This is a genomic window from Variovorax sp. Varisp41, from assembly GCF_047325085.1.
Taxonomy (GTDB): domain Bacteria; phylum Pseudomonadota; class Gammaproteobacteria; order Burkholderiales; family Burkholderiaceae_C; genus Variovorax.
Genome location: NZ_CP168540.1, coordinates 6,196,198 through 6,216,457 on the forward strand (window position 1 = coordinate 6,196,198; position 20,260 = coordinate 6,216,457).

General features: G+C 70.5%; 19 protein-coding genes. 8 read left to right on the forward strand and 11 right to left on the reverse strand.

Annotated elements, in window-relative coordinates; translation table 11 throughout:
* Positions 1 to 3: 3 nt before the first annotated feature.
* Positions 4 to 564: a putative glycolipid-binding domain-containing protein gene (locus tag ACEN9J_RS28770; RefSeq protein WP_057595296.1), complete on the forward strand. Its 561-nt coding sequence runs from the start codon at positions 4 to 6 to the stop codon at positions 562 to 564.
* 27 nt (positions 565 to 591) lie between these two features.
* On the opposite strand, the gene ACEN9J_RS28775 is transcribed toward ACEN9J_RS28770, so the two are convergent.
* Positions 592 to 1,587 carry a Bug family tripartite tricarboxylate transporter substrate binding protein gene (locus ACEN9J_RS28775; protein WP_057595295.1) on the reverse strand — a complete coding sequence of 332 codons (996 nt, stop codon included), beginning with the start codon at positions 1,585 to 1,587 and terminating at the stop codon, positions 592 to 594.
* Positions 1,584 to 2,516 (reverse strand): LysR substrate-binding domain-containing protein, encoded by a 933-nt coding sequence (locus tag ACEN9J_RS28780; protein ID WP_413762697.1) that lies wholly within the window; start codon positions 2,514 to 2,516, stop codon positions 1,584 to 1,586. The genes ACEN9J_RS28775 and ACEN9J_RS28780 overlap by 4 nt, the downstream gene beginning before the upstream one ends.
* A 216-nt stretch (positions 2,517 to 2,732) precedes the next feature.
* On the opposite strand from ACEN9J_RS28780, the gene ACEN9J_RS28785 reads away from it, so the two are divergent.
* From ACEN9J_RS28785 to ACEN9J_RS28795, 3 genes are read left to right on the forward strand one after another with little or no spacing between them, the layout of a single operon-like run.
* Positions 2,733 to 5,426 (forward strand): tannase/feruloyl esterase family alpha/beta hydrolase, encoded by a 2,694-nt coding sequence (locus tag ACEN9J_RS28785; protein WP_413762698.1) that lies wholly within the window; start codon positions 2,733 to 2,735, stop codon positions 5,424 to 5,426.
* 2 nt (positions 5,427 to 5,428) lie between these two features.
* Positions 5,429 to 6,799 carry an alpha/beta hydrolase family protein gene (locus tag ACEN9J_RS28790; RefSeq protein ID WP_413764631.1) on the forward strand — a complete coding sequence of 457 codons (1,371 nt, stop codon included), beginning with the start codon at positions 5,429 to 5,431 and terminating at the stop codon, positions 6,797 to 6,799.
* A gap of 40 nt (positions 6,800 to 6,839) precedes the next feature.
* Complete coding sequence (locus tag ACEN9J_RS28795) at positions 6,840 to 7,832, forward strand: tripartite tricarboxylate transporter substrate-binding protein (RefSeq protein ID WP_413762699.1); 993 nt, start codon at positions 6,840 to 6,842, stop codon at positions 7,830 to 7,832.
* Between the two features lie 198 nt (positions 7,833 to 8,030).
* Here ACEN9J_RS28795 and ACEN9J_RS28800 read toward each other — a convergent pair whose 3' ends face one another.
* From ACEN9J_RS28800 to ACEN9J_RS28820, 5 genes are all read right to left on the reverse strand, one after another.
* Positions 8,031 to 8,261 (reverse strand): hypothetical protein, encoded by a 231-nt coding sequence (locus ACEN9J_RS28800; protein WP_413762700.1) that lies wholly within the window; start codon positions 8,259 to 8,261, stop codon positions 8,031 to 8,033.
* Positions 8,258 to 8,740: a type VI secretion system amidase effector protein Tae4 gene (locus ACEN9J_RS28805; protein ID WP_413762701.1), complete on the reverse strand. Its 483-nt coding sequence runs from the start codon at positions 8,738 to 8,740 to the stop codon at positions 8,258 to 8,260. Before ACEN9J_RS28805 ends, ACEN9J_RS28800 begins: the two co-directional genes overlap by 4 nt.
* A 169-nt stretch (positions 8,741 to 8,909) precedes the next feature.
* Positions 8,910 to 10,250 carry an MFS family transporter gene (locus ACEN9J_RS28810; RefSeq protein ID WP_057595288.1) on the reverse strand — a complete coding sequence of 447 codons (1,341 nt, stop codon included), beginning with the start codon at positions 10,248 to 10,250 and terminating at the stop codon, positions 8,910 to 8,912.
* 151 nt (positions 10,251 to 10,401) lie between these two features.
* Positions 10,402 to 11,559 carry an alpha-hydroxy acid oxidase gene (locus ACEN9J_RS28815; protein ID WP_057595287.1) on the reverse strand — a complete coding sequence of 386 codons (1,158 nt, stop codon included), beginning with the start codon at positions 11,557 to 11,559 and terminating at the stop codon, positions 10,402 to 10,404.
* Positions 11,560 to 11,739: 180 nt separating this feature from the next.
* Positions 11,740 to 12,624 (reverse strand): LysR substrate-binding domain-containing protein, encoded by an 885-nt coding sequence (locus ACEN9J_RS28820; protein WP_057595286.1) that lies wholly within the window; start codon positions 12,622 to 12,624, stop codon positions 11,740 to 11,742.
* A gap of 257 nt (positions 12,625 to 12,881) precedes the next feature.
* Here ACEN9J_RS28820 and ACEN9J_RS28825 point away from each other — a divergent pair, with 257 nt between their 5' ends.
* Positions 12,882 to 14,543, forward strand: coding sequence for an L-lactate permease (locus tag ACEN9J_RS28825; RefSeq protein ID WP_057595285.1), 1,662 nt, complete (start codon positions 12,882 to 12,884; stop codon positions 14,541 to 14,543).
* Here the strand turns inward: ACEN9J_RS28825 and ACEN9J_RS28830 are convergent.
* Positions 14,521 to 15,129, reverse strand: coding sequence for a TetR/AcrR family transcriptional regulator (locus tag ACEN9J_RS28830; RefSeq protein ID WP_057595300.1), 609 nt, complete (start codon positions 15,127 to 15,129; stop codon positions 14,521 to 14,523). The two genes, ACEN9J_RS28825 and ACEN9J_RS28830, sit on opposite strands and share 23 nt — an antisense overlap.
* Positions 15,130 to 15,255: 126 nt before the next feature.
* On the opposite strand from ACEN9J_RS28830, the gene ACEN9J_RS28835 reads away from it, so the two are divergent.
* Both ACEN9J_RS28835 and cynS read left to right on the forward strand, forming a co-directional pair.
* Positions 15,256 to 15,687 carry a DUF1348 family protein gene (locus tag ACEN9J_RS28835; protein ID WP_057595284.1) on the forward strand — a complete coding sequence of 144 codons (432 nt, stop codon included), beginning with the start codon at positions 15,256 to 15,258 and terminating at the stop codon, positions 15,685 to 15,687.
* Positions 15,688 to 15,754: 67 nt separating this feature from the next.
* Positions 15,755 to 16,198, forward strand: coding sequence for a cyanase (cynS, locus tag ACEN9J_RS28840; RefSeq protein ID WP_296735360.1), 444 nt, complete (start codon positions 15,755 to 15,757; stop codon positions 16,196 to 16,198).
* Between the two features lies 1 nt (position 16,199).
* Here cynS and ACEN9J_RS28845 read toward each other — a convergent pair whose 3' ends face one another.
* The gene (locus tag ACEN9J_RS28845) at positions 16,200 to 16,982 is read right to left on the reverse strand and encodes an SDR family oxidoreductase (protein ID WP_261215741.1); all 783 of its coding nucleotides are present in this window, start codon (positions 16,980 to 16,982) and stop codon (positions 16,200 to 16,202) included.
* Between the two features lie 274 nt (positions 16,983 to 17,256).
* Positions 17,257 to 18,654 (reverse strand): coniferyl aldehyde dehydrogenase, encoded by a 1,398-nt coding sequence (locus ACEN9J_RS28850; RefSeq protein WP_296735354.1) that lies wholly within the window; start codon positions 18,652 to 18,654, stop codon positions 17,257 to 17,259.
* 97 nt (positions 18,655 to 18,751) lie between these two features.
* Between ACEN9J_RS28850 and ACEN9J_RS28855 the strand changes: the two genes are divergently transcribed.
* Positions 18,752 to 19,534, forward strand: a complete 783-nt coding sequence (locus ACEN9J_RS28855; protein WP_057595281.1) for a hypothetical protein — start codon at positions 18,752 to 18,754, stop codon at positions 19,532 to 19,534.
* Positions 19,535 to 19,543: 9 nt separating this feature from the next.
* On the opposite strand, the gene ACEN9J_RS28860 is transcribed toward ACEN9J_RS28855, so the two are convergent.
* Positions 19,544 to 20,254: a response regulator gene (locus ACEN9J_RS28860; protein ID WP_413762702.1), complete on the reverse strand. Its 711-nt coding sequence runs from the start codon at positions 20,252 to 20,254 to the stop codon at positions 19,544 to 19,546.
* Positions 20,255 to 20,260: the final 6 nt, after the last annotated feature.

Sequence of the window (20,260 nt, forward strand, 5' to 3'; positions counted from 1 at the left end):
CCCATGCAAACCGTCGCTTCCATCCTCTGGCGCAGGCTCGACGTTCCGGGCCACGATGCCTGCCGTCTCGAACGCAACGCCAGCGCCTGGCAGCTCGACGGCGCCTCGGCCTTCCGCGCCGAGGACGGCCGCGTGGCGCAGCTGCATTACCGCGTGCGCTGCGACCTGCACTGGCACGCGCAATGGGGTACGGTGCGAGGCTGGCTCGGCGACAGCACGGTCGACCTCTCGATCACGCGCGACGCGCAGGGCCGCTGGAAGCTCAACGACGAGCCGGTGCCCGATCTCTCGCACTGCGTCGACCTCGACCTGGGCTTCACGCCCGCGACCAACCTGCTGCAGCTGCGCCGCCTCAGCCTGTCGGACGGCGAAGGCGCGGACGCGCCCGCGGCCTGGATCGACCTCGATGGCGGCGGGCTGGGCGAGCTGATGCAGCGCTACGAGCGCCGCGGCGACAACGCCTACCGCTACGTGGCGAAGCGCTTCGACTACGAGGCGGTGCTGGGCGTCACGGCCGATGGCTTCGTGCACGACTATCCGGGGCTCTGGGTCGCCGAAGCCTGAGCTGCGCCCCGGCCGCGCGATGCGGCCTCAATCGAACTGCGAGCGATCCCCCGCCACCAGCGCCCGGTTGCGCCGCCGGTCCTGCGCGATCTCGCGCGCGAAGTCCTCGCTGCTGCCGCCGGCCGGCAGGTTGTAGGCCTCGCGCAGCCGAAGCCGCAGCGTCTCGCCGCGCAGCAGGCGCTGGATCTCGGCATTGAGCCGCTGCACCACGGGCTGCGGCGTGTGCGCCGGCGCGAACAGGCCGAACAGCGAATCGCGGTTGGCGCGTTCGTAGCCGAGCTCGGCGAGCGTCGGCACATCGGGCAGGGCCTCGATGCGGCGCGGCGCGCCGACCGCGAGCGCCTGGAAGCGGCCGTTCTCGATGTACTGCAGCTGCTGCGCCGCGACGTTGGTCGACAGCACCTCGAACTGGCCGCTCAGCGCGTCGTTGAGCTGCGGCCCGCCGCCCTGGTAGGGGATGTGGGTGATGTCGGTGCGGCTCTGCACCCGCACCTGCGCGAGCACCAGGTGGCCGATGGTGGCCACGCCCGAGCTGGCCCAGCGCACCGCGCCCGGATGGGCGCGCGCCTGCGCGATCAGGTCGCCGAAGCCGCGGCCGGTGAAGGCCTGGGTGCCGACCACCAGCACGGGCGTGCGCATCAGGCTGGCCACCGGCACGAAGGCGCGCAGCGGGTCGTAGGCCACGCGCGCGAGCAGCGGATGCAGGGTGAGCGGGCTGATGGCCGAGAAGGCCAGCGTGTGGCCGTCGGGCACGGCGCGCGCGAGCGCGTCCATGCCCACGCTGCCGCCGGCGCCGGGCCGGTTCTCGATCAGCACCGGCACGCCGAGCGACTGCGCCAGCGGCTCGGCCAGCACGCGCGCCATGCCGTCGCTGACGCCGCCCGGCGGGTAGACCACGATCAGCCGCACCGGCCGGCTGGGCCAGGCCGATGCCGCGCCGGCGCGCGACAGGCCCAGCGCGGCGAGGCCGACGAAGGACGCGCCCGCGCCCAGCAGCAGGCGGCGATGCAGCGCCCGCGTCATGGCCGGCCCTTCGCGTCGCCGGCCGCGAGGCCGCGCAGCAGCGCGGCGAAGCGGCGCGCGGGCAGGTTGTCCTCGTCGGCGCGCGACACCAGCGTGAGCGGCGCGTCGAGCGCGCCGCCATCGGCCAGCGGCGCATAGGCGATCGCGTGCGCGTGCACGCCGGTCATCGAGGCCGGCACCACCGACAGCCCGACGCCCGCGGCCACGAGGTTGAGGTTGGTCATCATGCGTTCGACCTCGGCCACCACGCGCGGGCGCAGGCCCTTGGCATGGCACAGCGCGAGCAACTCGGCATAGAGGCCGGGCGCGCCGGGGCGGCGCACCAGGATCAGGTCTTCCTCGCAGAGCTTCGCCAGCGGCAGCGGGCGGGACGCCGCGCGCTGGCTGCGCGCGGTGGCGAAACGGTGGTCGCTGGGCATCGCCACCAGCACCGGCTCGCGCAGCAGGGTCTCGAACGCCAGGCCGGCGGGCCGGTCGACCGGCACGCGCAGCAGGCCGCAGTGCACGCGGCCCGCGGCCAGCGCCTCGGTGATCTCGGCGGCGTTGTTCTCGCTGAGCTGCAGCTCGACGTCGGGGTACTCGCGGCGGAACGCGCGCAAGGCTTCGGGCACGAAGCGGTGCGCCGCGGCCGAACTGGTGAAGCCCACGGCCAGGCTGCCGGCCTGGCCGCTGGCCACGCGCGCCATGCGTTGCCGCATCGCGTCCATGTCCTGCAGCATGCGCAGCGCCTCGGCCTGGAACTGGCGGCCGGCGTCGGTCAGCGCCACGCCGCGCGGATGGCGCTTGAACAGCAGCACGCCGAGTTCGCGTTCCAGCGCCTTGATGGCTTGGCTCAGCGGCGGCTGCTGGATGCCCAGGCGCTCGGCGGCGCGCGTCATGTGGCCGGTCTCGGCGACGGCCACGAAGTAGCGCAGCGGTCTTATCTCCATATTTTTTTCATATCGAAAGTGCCTTTTTATTTTATTTGACCCCAGGTCAGGCTGCTTCTATCGTCCGGCCGCCCCTTCGAGCCGATGCGTTTTTTGTCGCGGCCGCGGGGCAACTTTCAATGAACGGCCCCGCGAGGCCGTGTTCCGGAGACAAAGACCATGCGCCCATCGCGCCCCTTGCCGACATCCGTGCCGACCCGACCCGGCCTTCCCTCCATGCTGCGCGCCGGTGCCACCGCGCTGGGCCTCTCGCTGATCCTGGCCGCCTGCGGTGGCGGCGGAGGAGGGGGCGGCGGCTTTCCGTTCCTGCCCGTCAACCCGCCGGCGAATGGCGGCGACGGCGGCAACCCGCCCGTCAACCCGCCGCCGGCACAAACCGCGAAGGCTTGCGCCGAACTCGCCGGCATGACCCTGGCCGCCTCGCAGATCAGCCTGCCCACGCAAGGCGCCACCGTGACCAGCGCCACCGCGGTGGCCGCGGGCGATGCCGGCAACAACTACGGCGACTACTGCCGCGTGCGCGGCACCATCCAGCCGGTGGACCCGAACTCGCAGCTGATCAACTTCGCGCTGAACCTGCCCGAGAAGTGGAACCAGAAGACCATCCACTTCGGCGGCGGCGGTTTCGACGGCGTGCTGATCGACGGCACCGAGGTGATCCGCTTCGGCCCGCGCGAAAAGCCCGCGCCGCTCGCGCTGGGCTATGCCACCTATGGCGACGATTCGGGCCACCAGGCCAGCAGCATCACCGACGGCCGCTTCGCCGCCAACGACGAGCAGCTCGCCAACTACGGCGGCCAGTCGCTCAAGAAGACGCGCGACGTGGCGCAGGCGCTGGTGCTCGCGCGCTACGGCAGCAAGCCGAAGAAGGCCTACTTCCTCGGCACCTCGACCGGCGGGCGCGACGCGCTGAGCTACATCCAGCGCTGGCCGCTCGACTACGACGGCGTGATCGCCAACGAGCCCGCGCTCAACTACACGGGCACGCGGCTGTCGAATGTGGCCGTGGGCCGGGCGCTCTACAACAACGGCGGCGCGGGCTGGATGAACGTGGCCAAGACGCTGCTGGTGCAGCGGACCGTGCTGCAGGCCTGCGACAAGCTCGACGGCGCGGCCGACGGCATCGTGAGCAACGTCGAGAGCTGCCGCCAGCTCAACACGCAGATCCTCGCCTCGCTGCGCTGCACCGGCGGCACCGACACCGGCGACGGCTGCCTGTCCGACGCGCAGCTCGATACCGTGCGCACCATCGAGTCGCCGCTCGAGTTCACGAGCTACGCGCTGGGCAACGGCGTGAAGCGCGCGGGCGGCTACAACCTGCTCGAAGGCGCGCTGGTGGCGGGCCCGTACACCACGCGCGACCTCGGCACGCGCAAGGTGCCGGCCAACCCGGCCACCTCGGCCGACGCCAACATGTACGTCACCGGCGACCAGTGGGTGAAGTACTTCGTGACGCGCATCGAGGGCTTCGACACGCTGACCTTCGATCCGCTGAACCCCGGCGCCTACGCCGCGCGCGTGACCGAGGTGTCGAATCTCACCGACGCCACCAACCCGGACCTCGCGCCCTTCTTCGCGCACGGCGGCAAGCTGATCATGCTGCACGGCCTGGCCGACGAGGTGATCAGCCCGAACTCGACCATCGACTACTACAAGCAGCTGATCGCCACCGTGGGCCAGGCCTCGGTCGACCAGAACGTGCGCTTCTACACCGTGCCCGGCATGGGCCACGGCACCGGCGTGTTCATCCCGAACTGGGATTCGCTCGCGGCGCTCGAGGGCTGGGTCGAGGGCGGCCTCGCGCCCGCCACCGGCGTGGCGGTGGACGCGGTGGCCGGCACCTACGGCCGCACCCGCCCGCTGTGCCAGTTCCCGGCCTGGCCCAAGTACCGCGGCAGCGGCAGCCTCGACGCGGCCGTCAACTACAGCTGCGTGACCGAGGTCGGCGATCCGCTGGCCTGCCCGAACCTGCCCGCGGCCGTCGCCACCTACAAGGGCGGCGACAGCTTCGGCGAGGAACTCAGCGTGAAGATCGACCCGGCCACCATGGCCTACACCGTCACCGTCGATGCCAGCCTGCAGCGCACCGCCGGCACCACGCGCAGCGGCACGCTGGTGTCGCAGGGGCAGTGCAGCTACACCAGCGGCGAGAGCGGTGCGGCGTTCGCGTTCGCGCCGGGCGGCGTGCTGCTGGGCGGCGTGAACGCGCCGAGCGGCGGCGGCTTCGCACCGCTGCTCGCGTTCCAGAACACCTTCGAGAACTCGGCCTCGCCCGCGGTGTTCAACCCGGTCGCGAACATCTTCAACACGGTCGGCGTGCAGCAGGGCAGCGGCAGCGCCGTGGCCTATGCCGGCGCGGCGCGGCTGCGCAACGCGGGCACCTTCCAGTACTGCCGCAGCGCGGCCGGCAATGCCGGCAGCTTCATGGTCTACGACGCCAACTGCACCGAGACCGAGAAGGGCTACATCACCTGGAACGGCACGCGCAATGCCTTCGACCTGCGCACCACCGCGCCGACCGGCGGCGCCACCACCACCGGCGGCACGCTCACCGGCTCGATGGTGATCGGCCTGGTGAACGGCGCCGCGGTGCCGATGCACCTGGTGCGCGAATCGGCCACCAGCTTCGGCCTGCGCCTGCATGCGACGCAACTGAGCCTGACCGCGGGCGCGGCCGACGGCAGCTACGTGATGGCCAGCGTGAAGGGCGAGAACGCCGCGGCCACCGTGGCCGGCACCGGCTTCAATCTCGCGGGCACGACCGCGACGCTGAGCTACGACAAGCCGGTGCCGGGCGTGGTGGAATCCAGCCTCGGTGCGCCGGACCACTTCCTCTTCAACAGCGGCGTGCTCGGCTTCGTGTCCGGCGCGGGCACGAGCGCGGCGCTGCAACTCGGAGTACGCCATTGACGATGCATCTCGAGCGGCGGGCACGCCCCGCCTTCGCGGCGGCGCTGACCGCGGCCGCCGCCCTGTTCGCCACGCTGCCGGCGCAGGCCGCGCGCGTCGAAGGACCGCGCGCCGCCACCTGCCCGGCCCCGGTCCCCGAGGGCGCCCGCTGCTACACCGGTGCCGACGGCACGGGCGCGCTCTACTGGATCGCGATCCCCAGGGACTGGAACCGCGGCGTGCTCGTGATGCACGCGCACGGCGGCCCTGAAACCGGGCCCCCCAAGCTCGAGCGCAGCGAGGAGGACCTCAAGCGCTGGGCCGTCACCGTGAAGGCCGGCTATGCCTGGGCCGGTTCCACCTACCGGCGCGGCGGCTACGGCGTGACCATGGCGGCGGAGGACACCGAGCGCCTGCGCCAGCTCTTCGTGCGCCATTTCGGCGAGCCGCGCCGCACGCTGCTGCACGGCCAGAGCTATGGCGCGGGCGTGGCGGCGAAGGCGGCCGAGCTCTATGCGCCGGCCGGCGGCGCCAAGGGCCCCTACGACGGCCTGCTGCTGACCAGCGGCGTGCTCGGCGGCGGCAACAGCGCCTACGACTTCCGGCTCGACCTGCGCGTGGTCTACCAGTACGTCTGCCGCAACCATCCGAAGCCCGACGAGCCGCAGTACCCGCTGTGGCAGGGCCTGCCGCTCGACGCGAAGCTCACGCGCAAGGAGCTGGCCGAGCGCGTGCGCGAGTGCACCGGCGTGGGCCTGCCCGCGGCGCAGCGCACGCCCGAGCAGGCCGCGCGGCTCAAGACCATCCTCACCGCGGTGAAGATCCCCGAGCGCTCGCTGGTCGGCCACCTGAACTGGGCCACCTGGCTGTTCCAGGACCTGACGCAGCTGCGGCTGCAGGGCCGCAATCCCTTCGGCAACGTCGGCGTGAGCTATGCCGCGGCGCCGGCCGAGGCGGCCGCGCTCAATGCCGGCGTGCCGCGCTACGCGGCCGATCCGCAGGCCCAGGGCGCGCTCGCGGCCGACAGCCAGCCCACGGGCCGCACCGCGCTGCCCACCGTGGGGCTGCATGCCATCCACGACCCGACCGCCTTCGTCGAGCTCGAGAACGCCTACCGCCGCATCCGCGACGCGGCCGGCACCGGCGACCTGCTGGTGCAGAGCTTCAGCGACGAGCGCGAGCACAGCTACCTCAGCGATTCGGAATACCCGGCGCTGTTCGCCGCGCTGCTCGACTGGATCGACAAGGGCGAAAAGCCCACGCCCGCGGGCCTCGCGCAGCGCTGCGCCGCGCTGATGCCGCGCTACGACACCGACGGCAGGAACGGCTGCCACATCCAGCCGGCCTGGCAGCCGCCGCCGCTCGAGAGCCGCGTGCCGGCGCGCGCGCCCTGATCCTCTTTTCGCATTCGACCTTTCAATACCCGGAGACTCCATGACCCAGCGTTTCGCTTTCGCCTTCGCCCTCGCCACGGTGGCCGCCGCCTGTGCCTTCCCCGCTCAGGCGCAGGACTTCCCGGCGGGCAAGCCCGTCACCATCGTCGTGCCCTTCGCGGCCGGCGGCCCCACCGACCGCGTCGCGCGCGACCTCGCCGAGGCGCTGCGCAAGCCGCTGGGCGGCGCGAGCGTGATCATCGACAACGTGCCCGGCGCGGGCAGCTCGATCGGCGCGGCCAAGGTGGCGCGCACGGCACCCGACGGCTACACGCTGCTGCTCAACCACATCGCCATGGCCACCGTGCCGACGCTGGTGCGCAACGTGCCGTTCAAGGTCGAGACCGACTTCGAGTACCTGGGCATCGTCAACGACGTGCCGATGACCCTGATCGCCAAGCCCAGCCTGCCGGCCAACAACTACGCCGAGCTGTCCTCGTGGGTGTCGGCCAACAAGGGAAAGATCAACATCGGCAACGCCGGCGTGGGCTCGGCCTCGCACCTGTGCGGCTTGCTCTACCAGAGCGCCACCAAGACCGAGATGACGACCGTGCCCTACAAGGGCACGGCGCCGGCCATCACCGACCTGATCGGCGGCCAGATCGACCTGCTGTGCGACCAGACCACCAACACCTCGCCGCAGATCGAGGCCAAGAAGGTCAAGGCCTATGCCGTGACCTCGCCCAAGCGCCTGACCACGCCGCTGCTCAAGGACCTGCCCACCTTGCAGGAGTCGGGCCTGAAGGACTTCCAGGTCACGATCTGGCACGGCCTCTACGCGCCCAAGGGCACGCCGGCGGCGATCCAGAAGAAGCTCAACGAAGCCCTGAAGGCCGCGTTGAAGGACGCCGACTTCATCAAGCGCGAGGAAGCGCTGGGCGCCGTGGTCGCGACCGACGGGCGCATCGAGCCCGAGGGCCACAAGAAGTTCGTGGCGGCCGAGATCGCGAAGTGGAGCCCGATCATCAAGGCCGCGGGGGTGTACGCGGACTGAGCGCCGCGGGCTGTGGGCGGTGCGTCAGAGGTGCTGGGAGATCAGCACCGCGGCGCCCGCGAGCGAGATGGCGCCGCCGACGAGTTTTCTGAGGTTCCTGATGAGCGTCATGGTGGTTCTCCTGGCTGAGACTCCATGGTGCCGCGCATCGCCTCGGCGCGGGTTTGGAAATCCTCATGCCGGGGATAGCCGGAACCCTCAGGACCCGCGCCGCAGCCGCCGGTAGACGCGGCTGCCGAGCCAGCCGCCCACGACGATCGACACGCACTGCACGCCGAGCGCGACCATGTAGAGCGTGCCCAGGTCGCCGTCATTGCGTGCGTGATGGAGTTCGTACCACTGGCCCGCAGGCCCGATGAGCTTGTAGAACAGGAAGCCGACGATGAGCGCGCCGGCCACGATGGCTGCGAGGTGCTTGATGCGGTTCATGGCACGTACCAGAACCAGATGGCCGAGGCCTTGCGGTAGTCGGTCATCAGGCCCTCCCACGAAATGCCCATGTGAACGCGGAACCAGGACGAGAAATCGGTGAGCCTGGCGCCGCTCCAGAGATCGATGTGGTCGCCTTGCCGGCCCGGCCCCCAGTAGTTCTGGATGAAGATGACTCCGCTGCGGCCCGCGATCTTCTCGAAGCCGTCCTTGCCCTCGTACTTCTCGACCCGATGCATCAGGCCGCCCTGGGACTGGCTGAACCAGTTCGCCAACTCCTGCGCGCGGATCGGGTACTTCGGCTTGTCGGACTGCCACGAGAAGGTGCCGGGAAAGCGGTCGAAGGAGACGCCCGCGCGCATGAAGGCTGCGGCGAGGTTGATCGCGCACTGGTCCTTGTAGACGTCCTTGTCGAGCAGGGGCGCGTCGCCCTTGATGGTGGGATGGTTGGCCCACAGGGCCGCGAACGAAACTGGCATGGCTTCCCTGGTTGTTCTGCTGGCCCGCCGATAGGGCCGCGGAGCAGACTAACCAGAGATGCCACGTGGAGCAACCCGTGGCGTGCCACGATCGTGTGCCGCGAGGCGAGACGTCGCCTCGTCCTACGCGGAATGGTTTAGCCGCGCGCCGCCGGATCGCGCAAGTAGGTCAATGGTCGTGGTGCAGATAGCTGGCCTGCCTCGGCAGCCGCAGGCTCACGAGGAAGGCGATCACCATCATCGCGCTCACGTACCAGAAGAAGGCCGACTCGTGGCCCAGCGACTTCAGGCCCAGCGCCACGTACTCGGCCGAGCCGCCGAAGATCGCGTTGGCCACCGCGTAGGCCAGGCCCACGCCGAGCGCGCGCACCTCGGGCGGGAACATCTCGGCCTTCACGATGCCGCTGATCGAGGTGTAGAAGCTCACGATGGCCAGTGCCACGATGATCAGCACGAAGGCCAGCAACGGGCTGGTGGTGTGCTGCAGCGCGGTGAGGATCGGCACGGTGGCGATCGCGCCCAGGCCGCCGAACAGCAGCATGTTGTTGCGCCGGCCGATGCGGTCCGACAGCGCGCCGAACAGCGGCTGCATGCACATGTAGGCGAACAGGGCGCCGGTCATCACGTAGCTCGCGGTCTTGATCGGCAGGTGCACCGTGTTCACCAGGTACTTCTGCATGTAGGTGGTGAAGGTGTAGAAGATCAGCGAGCCGCCGGCCGTGTAGCCCAGCACGGTGAGGAAGGCCGGCGTGTGGTGCCTGAACAGGCCGCCGATGCTGCCGGCCTCCTTGTTCTTCTTCGCTTCGTCGCTCTGCGTCTCGTGCAGCGTGCGGCGCAGCAGCAGCGCGACCACCGCGGCGATGGCGCCGATCACGAACGGGATGCGCCAGCCCCAGGCCTTGAGCTCGGCCTCGCTGAGCAGCTGCTCGAGCACCACGATCACCAGCACCGCGAGCAGCTGGCCGCCGATCAGCGTGACGTACTGGAACGAGGAGAAGAAGCCGCGCTGCCCGCGCAGCGCGACCTCGCTCATGTAGGTGGCGGTGGTGCCGTATTCGCCGCCCACCGACAGGCCCTGGAACAGTCGGCACATCAACAGCAGGAACGGCGCCCAGGCGCCGATGGCCGCGTAGGTCGGCAGGCAGGCGATGACCAGCGAGCCGCCGCACATCATCGTGACCGAGATCAGCATCGAGGTCTTGCGCCCGAGCCGGTCGGCGATGCGGCCGAACAGCCAGCCGCCGATCGGCCGCATCAGGAAGCCGGCCGCGAACACGCCGGCGGTGTTGAGCAGCTGCGCGGTGGGATCGGACTTGGGGAAGAAGGCCGGCGCGAAATACAGCGCCGAGAACGCGTAGACGTAGAAGTCGAACCACTCGACCAGGTTGCCCGAGGAGGCCGCCATGATCGCGAACACGCGGTGGCGCTTCTCTTCCGCGCTGTAGTGGGGTGGGGATGCGGAGGCCGCCGGGCTTGCCGGGCCGGCCTGGAGGGGCGTGGTCGCGCTCATGGTGCCTGTGGGCCACCGAACGGGCCGGCGGCCGTGTTGTTGTTGCCGGACCATTCTGCGCCGCACGACGGCCGGGTCGTGTCAGCGGGTGCCGCATCGGCCTATCGCCGACGTGGCCTTGCGCGCGGCCCGTGCCCCTGGCGCGGACCTGCTAGAACGTGCCCGGCAGCAGGATCCCCGAATCCACCGTGTCGATGCTCGTGTGGCCGCAGAACGCCATGGTCACGTCGAGTTCCTTGTGGATGATCTGCAGCGCGCGCGTCACGCCGGCCTGGCCGTAGGCGCCGAGGCCGTAGAGGAAGCTGCGGCCGATCAGCGTGCCGCGGGCACCGAGGGCGCGTGCCTTGAGCACGTCCTGGCCGCTGCGGATGCCGCCGTCCATCCAGACCTCGATGTCGCGGCCCACGGCATCGACGATGGCCGGCAGCGCGCTGATCGAGGAGGGCGCGCCGTCGAGCTGGCGTCCGCCGTGGTTCGACACGATCAGCGCGTCGGCGCCGCTGTTCGCGGCCAGCCGCGCGTCTTCCGCGTCGAGGATGCCCTTGAGGATCAGCTTGCCGCCCCAGCGCTTCTTGATCCACTCGATGTCGCCCCAGTTCAGCGCCGGGTCGAACTGCTCGGCGGTCCACGAGGACAGCGAGGACAGGTCCTTCACGCCCTTGGCATGGCCCGCGATGTTGCGGAAGGTGCGGCGCTTGGTGCCCAGCATGCCAAGGCACCAGTGCGGCTTGGTCGCGAGGTTCAGCAGGTTCTTGATGGTGGGCTTGGGCGGCGTGGTCAGGCCGTTCTTGATGTCCTTGTGGCGCTGGCCGAGGATCTGCAGGTCGAGCGTGAGCTGCAGCGCCGACACGTTGGCCGCGCGCGCGCGGTCGATCAGGCGCTCGATGAAGTCGCGATCCTTCATCACGTAGAGCTGGAACCAGAACGGATGGCGGCCGGTGTTCTCGGCGATGTCCTCGAGCGAGCAGATGCTCATGGTCGAGAGCGTGAACGGGATGCCGAAGGCCTTGGCCGCGAGCGCGCCCAGGATCTCGCCGTCGGCGTGCTGCATGCCCGTGAGGCCCGTGGGCGCGATCGCCACCGGCATCGCCACGTCCTGCCCGATCATGGTGGTGCGGGTGGAGCGGCCCTCCATGTTGACCGCCACGCGCTGGCGCAGCTTGATCTTCTGGAAGTCGCTCTCGTTGGCGCGGTAGGTGCCCTCGGTCCATGCGCCGGAGTCGGCGTAGTCGTAGAACATCTTCGGCACGCGCCGCTTGGCGACCACCCGCAGGTCTTCGATGCAGGTGATCTTGGAAAGGTCGGGCACGGGGAGTCTCCTGTGGAACGGGTTGTTGTCGTGGGCGGGCCTGGGGGCCGGGCCGCCGCCATTATTGGGCAGCAGCTCCTCCCGCAGCGCAACGCGCGGCGCCGTGAGTGTGGCTTCGGCGGGGCCCGGCCGGGCTGAAAAACGCTGGCCGGCGATCTGAAAAGAATTCAGGCGCCCGGCTCAGCCTTCGAGCGACTGCCGCGCCCAGGCCACGAACGCGGCGCATTCGGGCCGCTCCAGCGCACCCGGCCGCCAGCACAGGAAGTAGTGGTTGGGCGAGGGTACGCTGACCGGCGACAGCCGCACCAGCCGGCCGCCGTCGATCCAGGCGCGGCCCAGGTGCAGCCGCATCAGCGCCACGCCCAGGCCTTCGGCCGCCGCCTCGAGCAGCAGGCCCAGGTCGGTGAACTGGGCGCCGCTGGCGGGCTCGGGCAGGCCGATGCCGTGGGCCGCGAACCAGATGCGCCAGTTCTCGAGCGGGGTGCGCAGCAGCTGGGCGCGCTCCACCTCGGCCCGGGTGGCGAAGCCCTCGAACGGGCCGTGGCGCTTCAGGTAGGCCGGGCTGCACACGGGCGTGAGCGCATCGGCCGGGAACTGCAGGAACTCGCGCTGGCGGAACGGTCCGGCGCCGAAACGCAACTCGATGTCGGCCTCGTCGAGCGCGTTCTCGCGCATCGGCGCCGTCACCTGCATCACCAGCTCGACCTCGGGATGGGCCTCGCAGAAGCGCGCGAGCTGCGGCATCAGGATCTGGCGCGAGAAGGTGGGCGTGACGGCCACGCGCAGCCGCCGGGTGTTGGGCGCGGCCTCGCGGCCGGGCACCTGCTCGAGCGCGAAGATGGCCTCGCGCACCCGCGCCAGGTAGACGATGCCGTCGGCGCTGAGGCTGAAGTCGCTGCCCGCGAAGAAGCGCAGGCCGAGCTGCGACTCGAGCTGGCGGATGCGGTGGCTCACGGCGCTGGGCGTCACGCTGAGCTCCTCGGCCGCCAGGTTCACGCTGCGCAGGCGCGCGACGGCCTCGAAGGCGAGCAGGCCCTGGGTCGAGGGGAGGCGCGTGGAAGCCATGAAGGTGCGAAGGCAGTGCGTAGAAGGAGGTTGTACCCGAGGGGGCGGGCCGGCCCACGGTTGTCCGCAGGTGGTGCGCCGCGGGGGTTGCGGGCGTACGATGGTATCGAAGCGCCGCGGGCCCGACCGCCCCGGCGCTTCGTTTCGCCGCGCCGCAGTGCAGTGCAGAGGAGAGAAACGGCAAAGGAGGCTTGAGCGATCGCAGTGTGTTGCAGCGCATCCGTCACATCGAATACCAACAGTACGGAGACAGACACATGGTTTGGCAGCAGGTTTACAACCCGTTCGGGAACATGGTGGTATCGACGGCGCTCGCCGCGATACCGGTGGTGGTGATGCTGGTGTGCCTCGGCCTCCTGCACGTCAAGGCCCACTTCGCGGCCGGGCTCGGCCTCCTCAGCGCGCTGGCGATCGCGGTCTTCGCCTTCGGCATGCCGGCCGACATGGCGGGCAAGGCCGCCTTCCTCGGCGGCATCACCGGGCTGCTGCCGATCGGCTGGATCGTGCTCAACATCATCTTCCTGCAGCAGCTCACGCAGCAGAACGGCAGCTTCCAGGTGCTGCAGGACTCCATCGCCGGCATCACCGAGGACCGGCGGCTGCAGCTGCTCTTGATCGCCTTCGCCTTCGGCGCCTTCTTCGAGGGCGCGGCCGGCTTCGGCACGCCGGTGGCGGTGACCGCCGCCATCCTGATCGGGCTGGGCTTCTCGCCGCTCGCGGCCTCGGGGCTCTCGCTGATCGCCAACACCGCGCCGGTGGCCTTCGGCGCGCTCGGCACGCCGGTGATCACGCTGGCCAAGGTGCACGGCTACGACCTGATGGCCGTCACCGCGATGATCGGCCGGCAGTTGCCCTTCTTCTCGGTGCTGGTGCCGTTCTGGCTGATCTGGGCCTTCGCGGGCCGCAAGGGCATGTGGGAGATCTGGCCGGCGATCCTGGTCACCGGTGTCTCGTTCGCGATCCCGCAGTACCTGGTGTCGAACTTCATCGGTCCCGAGCTGGTGGACATCATCGCGGCCATCGTCTCGATGGTCTGCCTGGTGCTGTTCCTGCGCGTGTGGAGGCCTGCCAAGGTCTGGACCTCGGTCTCGCTCAAGGGCCACGAGGCCGACGGCGGCGAGGCCGCGCCGGTGGGCGCGCCCACCAGGCATCCCACCGCCGCGGTGGTGCGCGCCTGGACCCCGTGGCTGATCCTCACGGTGTTCGTGTTCATCTGGGGCCTGCCCGCGGTCAAGACCTGGCTCAACGGCATCTTCGCGCCCAACTTCCCGATCGAGGGGCTGCACAACATGATCGAGAAGGTGGCGCCGGTGGTGCCCAAGCCGACCAAGGAAGGCGCGGTCTACCAGCTGCTGCTGCTCTCGGCCACCGGCACCGGCATCCTGGTGTCGGCGCTCGTGGGCGGGCTGGTCATGAAGTACAACCCGGTCCAGCTCGTGGCCGCCTACGGCCGCACGCTGTGGCTGGTGAAGTTCTCGCTGCTCACCATCGTGCTGATGCTCGCGCTGGGCACGCTCACGCGCTACTCGGGGCTCGACACCACCCTGGGCCTGGCCTTCGCCAACACGGGCGTGCTGTATCCCTTCTTCGGCACCCTGATGGGCTGGCTGGGCGTGGCGCTCACGGGGTCCGACACGGCCTCGAACGTGCTGTTCGGCGGCATGCAGAAGGTGGCGGCCGACCAGCTCGGGCTGAGCCCCAACCTCATGGGCGCGGCCAACAGCTCGGGTGGCGTGATGGGCAAGATGATCGATGCGCAGTCGATCGTGGTGGCCTCGACCGCCACGCGCTGGTTCAACCACGAGGGAGAGATCCTGCGCTACGTGTTCTTCCACTCGATCGCGCTGGCCTGCCTGGTCGGCATCCTCGTGACCCTGCAGGCCTATGTGTGGCCGTTCACCGCGATGGTGGTGAAGTAGGCGCCGCGGCGTCGGCCAGCGCGCGCAGCAGCCGGCGCAGGTCCTCGACCGCCTCGCGCACCAGCTCGGCGCCGCCCATCTGCGCCTTGACGATCGCGCCGTCGATGCCGATGGCGGCGGCCTGCGCGAGCGCCATGCGCTGCGGCAGCGTGGCGGGGAGCAGGTCGGCGATCACCTCGACCATCTCGCGCTTGTGATCGCGCGCGCGCTCGGCCGCGCCTTCGACGCTGCCGCCGACCTCGGCCACGGCATTGATGAAGGCACAGCCGCGGAACACCGGGTCGGCGAACCATTCGGCCATCACGTCGGCCAGCAGCAGCAGGGCCTGCGCGTCGCCGCTGCGCTCGTGCGCGCCGCGCCGCCCCAGCGCATCGACGAACCAGGCCATCCAGCGCGCATGCCGGTGGTCGAGGAAGGCGCGCACCAGGTCGTCCTTCGAGGGGAAGTGGCGGTAGAAGGTGACCTTGGTCACGGCCGAGGCCGCGATCACGCGGTCGATGCCGGTGGCGCGGATGCCGTCGGCATAGAAGAGGTCGTGCGCCGTGAGCAGGATGCGCTCGCGCGCGGGCAGGGCGGAAAGGTCCAGGTCCATGGCGCGATTGTAGGCACTCCCGCCGCCATGTAGACAGGTCTGTCTACATATGGCACATTGCGGCCGGGCTACACCGCCTCTGCCTTTTTCCAACCTTCTCCTCTTCACCGAAAGACCGCCATGGAATCCGAATCCCGCCCGCCGCTGCCCCCGTTCACGCTCGAGACCGCGCTCAAGAAGGTCCAGGCCGCCGAAGATGCCTGGAACACGCGCGACCCGGTACGCGTGAGCCTGGCCTACACGCCCGACACCGAATGGCGCAACCGCGCCGACTTCGTCAACGGCCGCGAGCAGGTGGTGCAGTTCCTGCAGCGCAAGTGGGTGCGCGAGCTCGACTACCGCCTGAAGAAGACGCTCTGGGCCTTCATGGACAACCGCATCGCGGTGCGCTTCGAGTACGAATGGCACGACGACTCGGGCCACTGGTTCCGCAGCCACGGCAACGAGAACTGGGAGTTCGCGCCCAACGGCCTGATGCAGCGGCGCTACGCGAGCATCAACGACCAGCCCATCGCGGAGTCGGAGCGCAAGTTCCGCTGGGAACGCGCCTGATGGCGCCGGGCCGGGCGGCGGCACGCCTGTTGCTTGCCCGTGTCCGGCACTCAAGGAGCACCTGAACATGAACCGCAACGACGTCACCGAGAAGATCATCGCCACCAAGGTGGCCAAGGGCCTGCAGTGGGCCGATGTCGCGAAGAAGCTCGGCCTCTCGAAGGAATGGACCACCGCCGCCTGTCTCGGCCAGATGACGCTCGACGAGAAGCAGGCCAAGATCGTCGGGCGCATCTTCGGCCTCAGCGCCGAGGAGCAGAAGTGGCTGCAGGTGGTGCCGTACAAGGGCTCGCTGCCCTCGGCGGTGCCGACCGATCCGCTGATCTACCGCTGGTACGAGATCGTCAGCGTCTACGGCACCACCATCAAGGAACTGATCCACGAGGAGTTCGGCGACGGCATCATGAGCGCCATCGACTTCAGCATGGACATCCAGCGCGAGCCCGATCCCAAGGGCGACCGCGTGAACGTGGTGCTCTCGGGCAAGTTCCTGCCCTACAAGACTTACTGAATCAGAAGGCGTACTCGGCCGGCTCCTCGGGCGCGCTGTCCGAGCGGCCGCCCGGCGAGCGCAGCAGCGCGGGCACGGGATGCGCCGCGTAGTAGCCGCCCTCGATCGCGCCGGCGATCGAACGCGCCACCGCGTCGGCCGGCGCCAGCAGGCGCCGCCGCGTCGACATGCGTTCGCCCGCCAGGCCCGCCGCGATGCGCTCCAGGCGCGGATCGCCCGGCGGCGCGAGTTCGGGATGGAGCACGCTCACGCGCACGCGGCCCGCATGCTCCTGGCGCAGGCCCTCGGAGATCGCGTCCACCGCGTACTGCGTGCCGTGGTAGACGGCCGACTCGGCCGTCACGCCCGTGACCGACACCGGCGCGAGGTTCACGATGTGGCCCCAGCCCTGTTCCTGCATGGTCGGCAGCACGGCCGCGATGCCGAGCAGCACGCCGCGCAGGTTGACGTCGATCATGAGCTCCCACTCCTCGATCTTGCGCATCCACAGCGGCGAGCGCGGCATCACGCCCGCGGCATTGACCAGCGCGTCGATGCGGTCGTGGCGCTCGAGCGCCAGTTCGGCGAAGGCCTCCATCTCGGGGCGCAGCGTGACGTCGAGCCGCTGGAAGCTCGCCGAGCCGCCGGTGGCCCGGATCTCGGCCGCGAGCGCCGCGAGCCGGTCGGTGCGGCGCGCACCGAGCACCACATGCGCGCCGCGACGCGCGAGCAGCCGCGCGGTCGCTTCGCCGATGCCGCTGCTCGCGCCGGTGATGAGAACGACTTTGTCCTGGATTGCGGTCATGGATAACTCCTCATGCTTGGGGGATGCACGGTTGCCAAGGGGCTCCCGGCATGCTTGGAAGTGTCGCGCCGCTGCCGCCTCGGGCGTTATCCGGATCGAACGCGGTTCTTGCCTTTTTCTCCGAAACAAGGGCGTCGCGCCGGCGACACCGGCTGGCAGGCGAACTTTCTTCTCGCATGGGCCCATCTTCGGTGCGCGGGCGCTTCGGGGCTGGCCGTTTCCGGCCCTGCGTTTGCCGGTTCTTGCCCGATCCTTCGCGGCCGCGGTGGCGGCCTCAGCGCGCCAGCAGCTTCAGCATGCGCTCGAAGGTCTTGCCGTAGGGCGGCTTGAACAGGCCGAGGCCGTTGAGGCCCGACTGGTGGAACACCGGCTTCATCTTCGAGAAGGTCTGGAAGCCGAACTCGCCGTGGTAGGCACCCATGCCGCTCGCGCCGACGCCGCCGAAGGGCAGGTCGTCCTGCGCGATGTGCAACAGCGTGTCGTTGACGGTCACGCCGCCGGCCACGGTCTGGGCCAGCACGCGGTCGATGTCCGCGCGCTGCTTCTCGAACAGGTAGAGCGCGAGCGGCCGCGGCCGGGCGTTGACGTAGCCGATGGCCTCCTCGAGCGTGTCGTAGGGCACGAGCGGCAGCACGGGGCCGAAGATCTCCTCCTGCATCACGCGCATGCCGTCGTCCACGCCGGTGAGCAGCACCGGCGGCAGCCGCCGCGACGCGGCATCGGCCGGCGCGTCGCCCAGCCGTTCCACCGCGGCCCCCTGCGCCCGGGCCTCGTCCACCAGCGACGCGAGCCGCGCGAAATGGCGCGGGCTCACGATGCTGGTGTAGTCGGTGTTGCGCCCCAGGTCGGGGTAGAGCGAGGCGAACACGCGCCGCGCGGTCTCGACGAAGCGCGCCTGCTGCTCGCGCGGCACCAGCACGTAGTCGGGCGCGATGCAGGTCTGGCCCGCGTTGAGCGTCTTGCCCACGAGGATGCGCTCCACCGCCTTGTCGAAGGCGGCGCCGCGGCCCACGATGGCCGGCGACTTGCCGCCGAGCTCGAGCGTGACCGGCGTCAGGTGTTCGCTCGCGGCGCGCATCACGTGGCGGCCGACCTCGGTCGAGCCGGTGAACAGCAGGTGGTCGAAGGGCAGACTCGCGAATTCACGCGCGACCTCGGCGTCGCCGTTGACCACCGCGATCTCGTCGGGCGCGAAGGCCTCGCCCACGAGCCGCGCGAACAGTTCGGCGAAGCGCGGCGTGTACTCCGACTGCTTGAGCATCGCGCGGTTGCCCGCGGCCAGCGCGGCCGTGAGCGGCCCGGCCGCGAGGTACAGCGGGTAGTTCCAGGGCACGACGATGCCGACCACGCCGAGCGGCTGCGGCATCAGCCGCGAGGACGCGGGCTTGAACCACAGCCCGGTGCTGCGGCGGCGCACGCGCATCCAGCGCTTGCCGTGGCGCAGCGCATGGTCGATGCCCTCGAGCGTGGGGAAGACCTCGGCCAGCTCGGTCTCCTGGCGCGGCCGGTTCGAGAAGTCGGCGCTGATCGCCGCGGCAATCGCGGCGCGGTGCTCGCGCACCAGCGCGCGCAGCCGGCGCAGGCGATCGGCGCGCACGCTCCAAGGCGGGGCCTGGTCGCGCAGGCTGGCGGCGCGCTGGGCGTCGAAGAGGGGGCGCAGCTCTGGGGTCATGGAGGCCTCGGCGTGTCGGGGAAGGGCGGCGGCAAGTATGCCGGTCGTCGAACCGCCCGCATCCCGAACCGCAGCAAGCCCGCCCTAAGATCCCGCCATGCCCTTCATCCGCCCCGCCATCGCCGCGCTCTCGTTCCTCGCCGCAACGGCAGCGATCGCCGCCCCCACAGCCCAGGTCTTCGACCGCGTCGCCAAGCCGGAATCGGTCGACGCCCAATGGCGCCCCACGTTGTGCGCATTGCTCTCGACGTCCTGCAACGCCGGCGAGCTCGGCCTCTACCGGCCGCGCGGCAGTGCCGAGGGCGAGTACGTGGTGCTGTCGGTGAAGCCGCTCGCCATGGCGCGCGTCCAGAGAAATGCGGACGGAAGCTGGCGCCTGCAGCGGCTGCATGACTTCTCGGCCTACCAGGGTACGCCCTCGAAGCTCGGTGGCGGCCGCGAGGCGCAGCGCTCGCTCGCGCCCGCGCTCTATCCGCTGGCCGACGGCCGCTGGGCGGTCGCGGTGCAGAGCGCCTTCAGCGACATGTATTCGGGCGGTGGCGCCAGCTTCGTGGTGGCCGACTTCGTGCCGATCGACGGCGACCCGGCCGGCGCCAGGGCCGCCTACGAGGACATCCCGTTCTGGTGCTCGCAGATGATCCGTGCCTGCTTCTCCGAGAAGGAATACAAGACCTCGCCGCATTGCCACGACGAGACCGCCGGCAGCCTGCGCATCGCCTATGCCGACGCCGCGCGGCCCGGCGCCGCCTATGGCTGGAGCTTCAGCTGGACCGAGAGCGAATGGCCCGCGAACAAGCCGCGCAGCGCGCGGCGCGCCAGCACGATGCGCTTCACCGCGGCCGACACCTCGGCCGTGCCCTTCTGCGGCGGTCCGCAGTAGCGGGGCGGCTCAGTCCGCGGGCGGCGGTGCTTCCCACGCGAAGCCCACGCCGTACACCGAGCGGATCCAGTCGTGCCCGGGCGTCACCGCGCCGAGCTTGCGGCGCAGGTTCTTCACGTGGCTGTCGATCGCGCGCTCGGTCACGTCCACCGTGTCGTCGTAGGCCAGCTCGAGCAGCCGCGCGCGCGAGAAGATGCGCCCCGGATGGCGCGACAGCACCTGCAGCAGCCCGAACTCGCGCCGCGTGAGGTTCAGCGGCGTGCCCTCGAGCGAGGCGCGCCAGTGCACGTCGTCGAGCACCAGCCCGGGCGCCGCGTCGGTCGCGGCGCGGCCCGGCCCTCCCGGGTCGGACAGGCCCGGCGCGGCGCGACGCAGCACCGCGCGCACGCGCGCCACCAGCTCGCGCGGCGAGAAGGGCTTGCAGACGTAGTCGTCGGCGCCGAGCTCCAGGCCCAGCAGCCGGTCGACCTCCTCGATGCGCGCCGTCAGCATGATGATCGGATGGGCCGTGTGCTCGCGCGCGCGCCGCAGCACCTCGATGCCGTCGAGCCGCGGCAGCATGATGTCGAGCAGGGTCAGGTCGGGCGGCGCGGCCACGATGCTCTCGAGGGCGCTCTGGCCATCGGCGAAATGCGTGGTCTCGTAGCCCGCGTGGCGCAGGTAGTCCTGCACCACCGAGGCGATGTCGGCTTCGTCCTCGACGATCACGATGCGGGTCATGGGCGG

Coding starts and splice junctions, on each gene's coding strand:
- cynS (WP_296735360.1), top strand. CDS start 15,755: ATGAACCGCAACGACGTCACCGAGAAGATCATCGCCACCAAGGTGGCC.
- ACEN9J_RS28805 (WP_413762701.1), bottom strand. CDS start 8,740: ATGCCAGTTTCGTTCGCGGCCCTGTGGGCCAACCATCCCACCATCAAG.
- ACEN9J_RS28770 (WP_057595296.1), top strand. CDS start 4: ATGCAAACCGTCGCTTCCATCCTCTGGCGCAGGCTCGACGTTCCGGGC.
- ACEN9J_RS28795 (WP_413762699.1), top strand. CDS start 6,840: ATGACCCAGCGTTTCGCTTTCGCCTTCGCCCTCGCCACGGTGGCCGCC.
- ACEN9J_RS28810 (WP_057595288.1), bottom strand. CDS start 10,250: ATGAGCGCGACCACGCCCCTCCAGGCCGGCCCGGCAAGCCCGGCGGCC.
- ACEN9J_RS28820 (WP_057595286.1), bottom strand. CDS start 12,624: ATGGCTTCCACGCGCCTCCCCTCGACCCAGGGCCTGCTCGCCTTCGAG.
- ACEN9J_RS28785 (WP_413762698.1), top strand. CDS start 2,733: ATGCTGCGCGCCGGTGCCACCGCGCTGGGCCTCTCGCTGATCCTGGCC.
- ACEN9J_RS28835 (WP_057595284.1), top strand. CDS start 15,256: ATGGAATCCGAATCCCGCCCGCCGCTGCCCCCGTTCACGCTCGAGACC.
- ACEN9J_RS28860 (WP_413762702.1), bottom strand. CDS start 20,254: ATGACCCGCATCGTGATCGTCGAGGACGAAGCCGACATCGCCTCGGTG.
- ACEN9J_RS28790 (WP_413764631.1), top strand. CDS start 5,429: ATGCATCTCGAGCGGCGGGCACGCCCCGCCTTCGCGGCGGCGCTGACC.
- ACEN9J_RS28855 (WP_057595281.1), top strand. CDS start 18,752: ATGCCCTTCATCCGCCCCGCCATCGCCGCGCTCTCGTTCCTCGCCGCA.
- ACEN9J_RS28845 (WP_261215741.1), bottom strand. CDS start 16,982: ATGACCGCAATCCAGGACAAAGTCGTTCTCATCACCGGCGCGAGCAGC.
- ACEN9J_RS28825 (WP_057595285.1), top strand. CDS start 12,882: ATGGTTTGGCAGCAGGTTTACAACCCGTTCGGGAACATGGTGGTATCG.
- ACEN9J_RS28850 (WP_296735354.1), bottom strand. CDS start 18,654: ATGACCCCAGAGCTGCGCCCCCTCTTCGACGCCCAGCGCGCCGCCAGC.
- ACEN9J_RS28800 (WP_413762700.1), bottom strand. CDS start 8,261: ATGAACCGCATCAAGCACCTCGCAGCCATCGTGGCCGGCGCGCTCATC.
- ACEN9J_RS28775 (WP_057595295.1), bottom strand. CDS start 1,587: ATGACGCGGGCGCTGCATCGCCGCCTGCTGCTGGGCGCGGGCGCGTCC.
- ACEN9J_RS28780 (WP_413762697.1), bottom strand. CDS start 2,516: ATGGAGATAAGACCGCTGCGCTACTTCGTGGCCGTCGCCGAGACCGGC.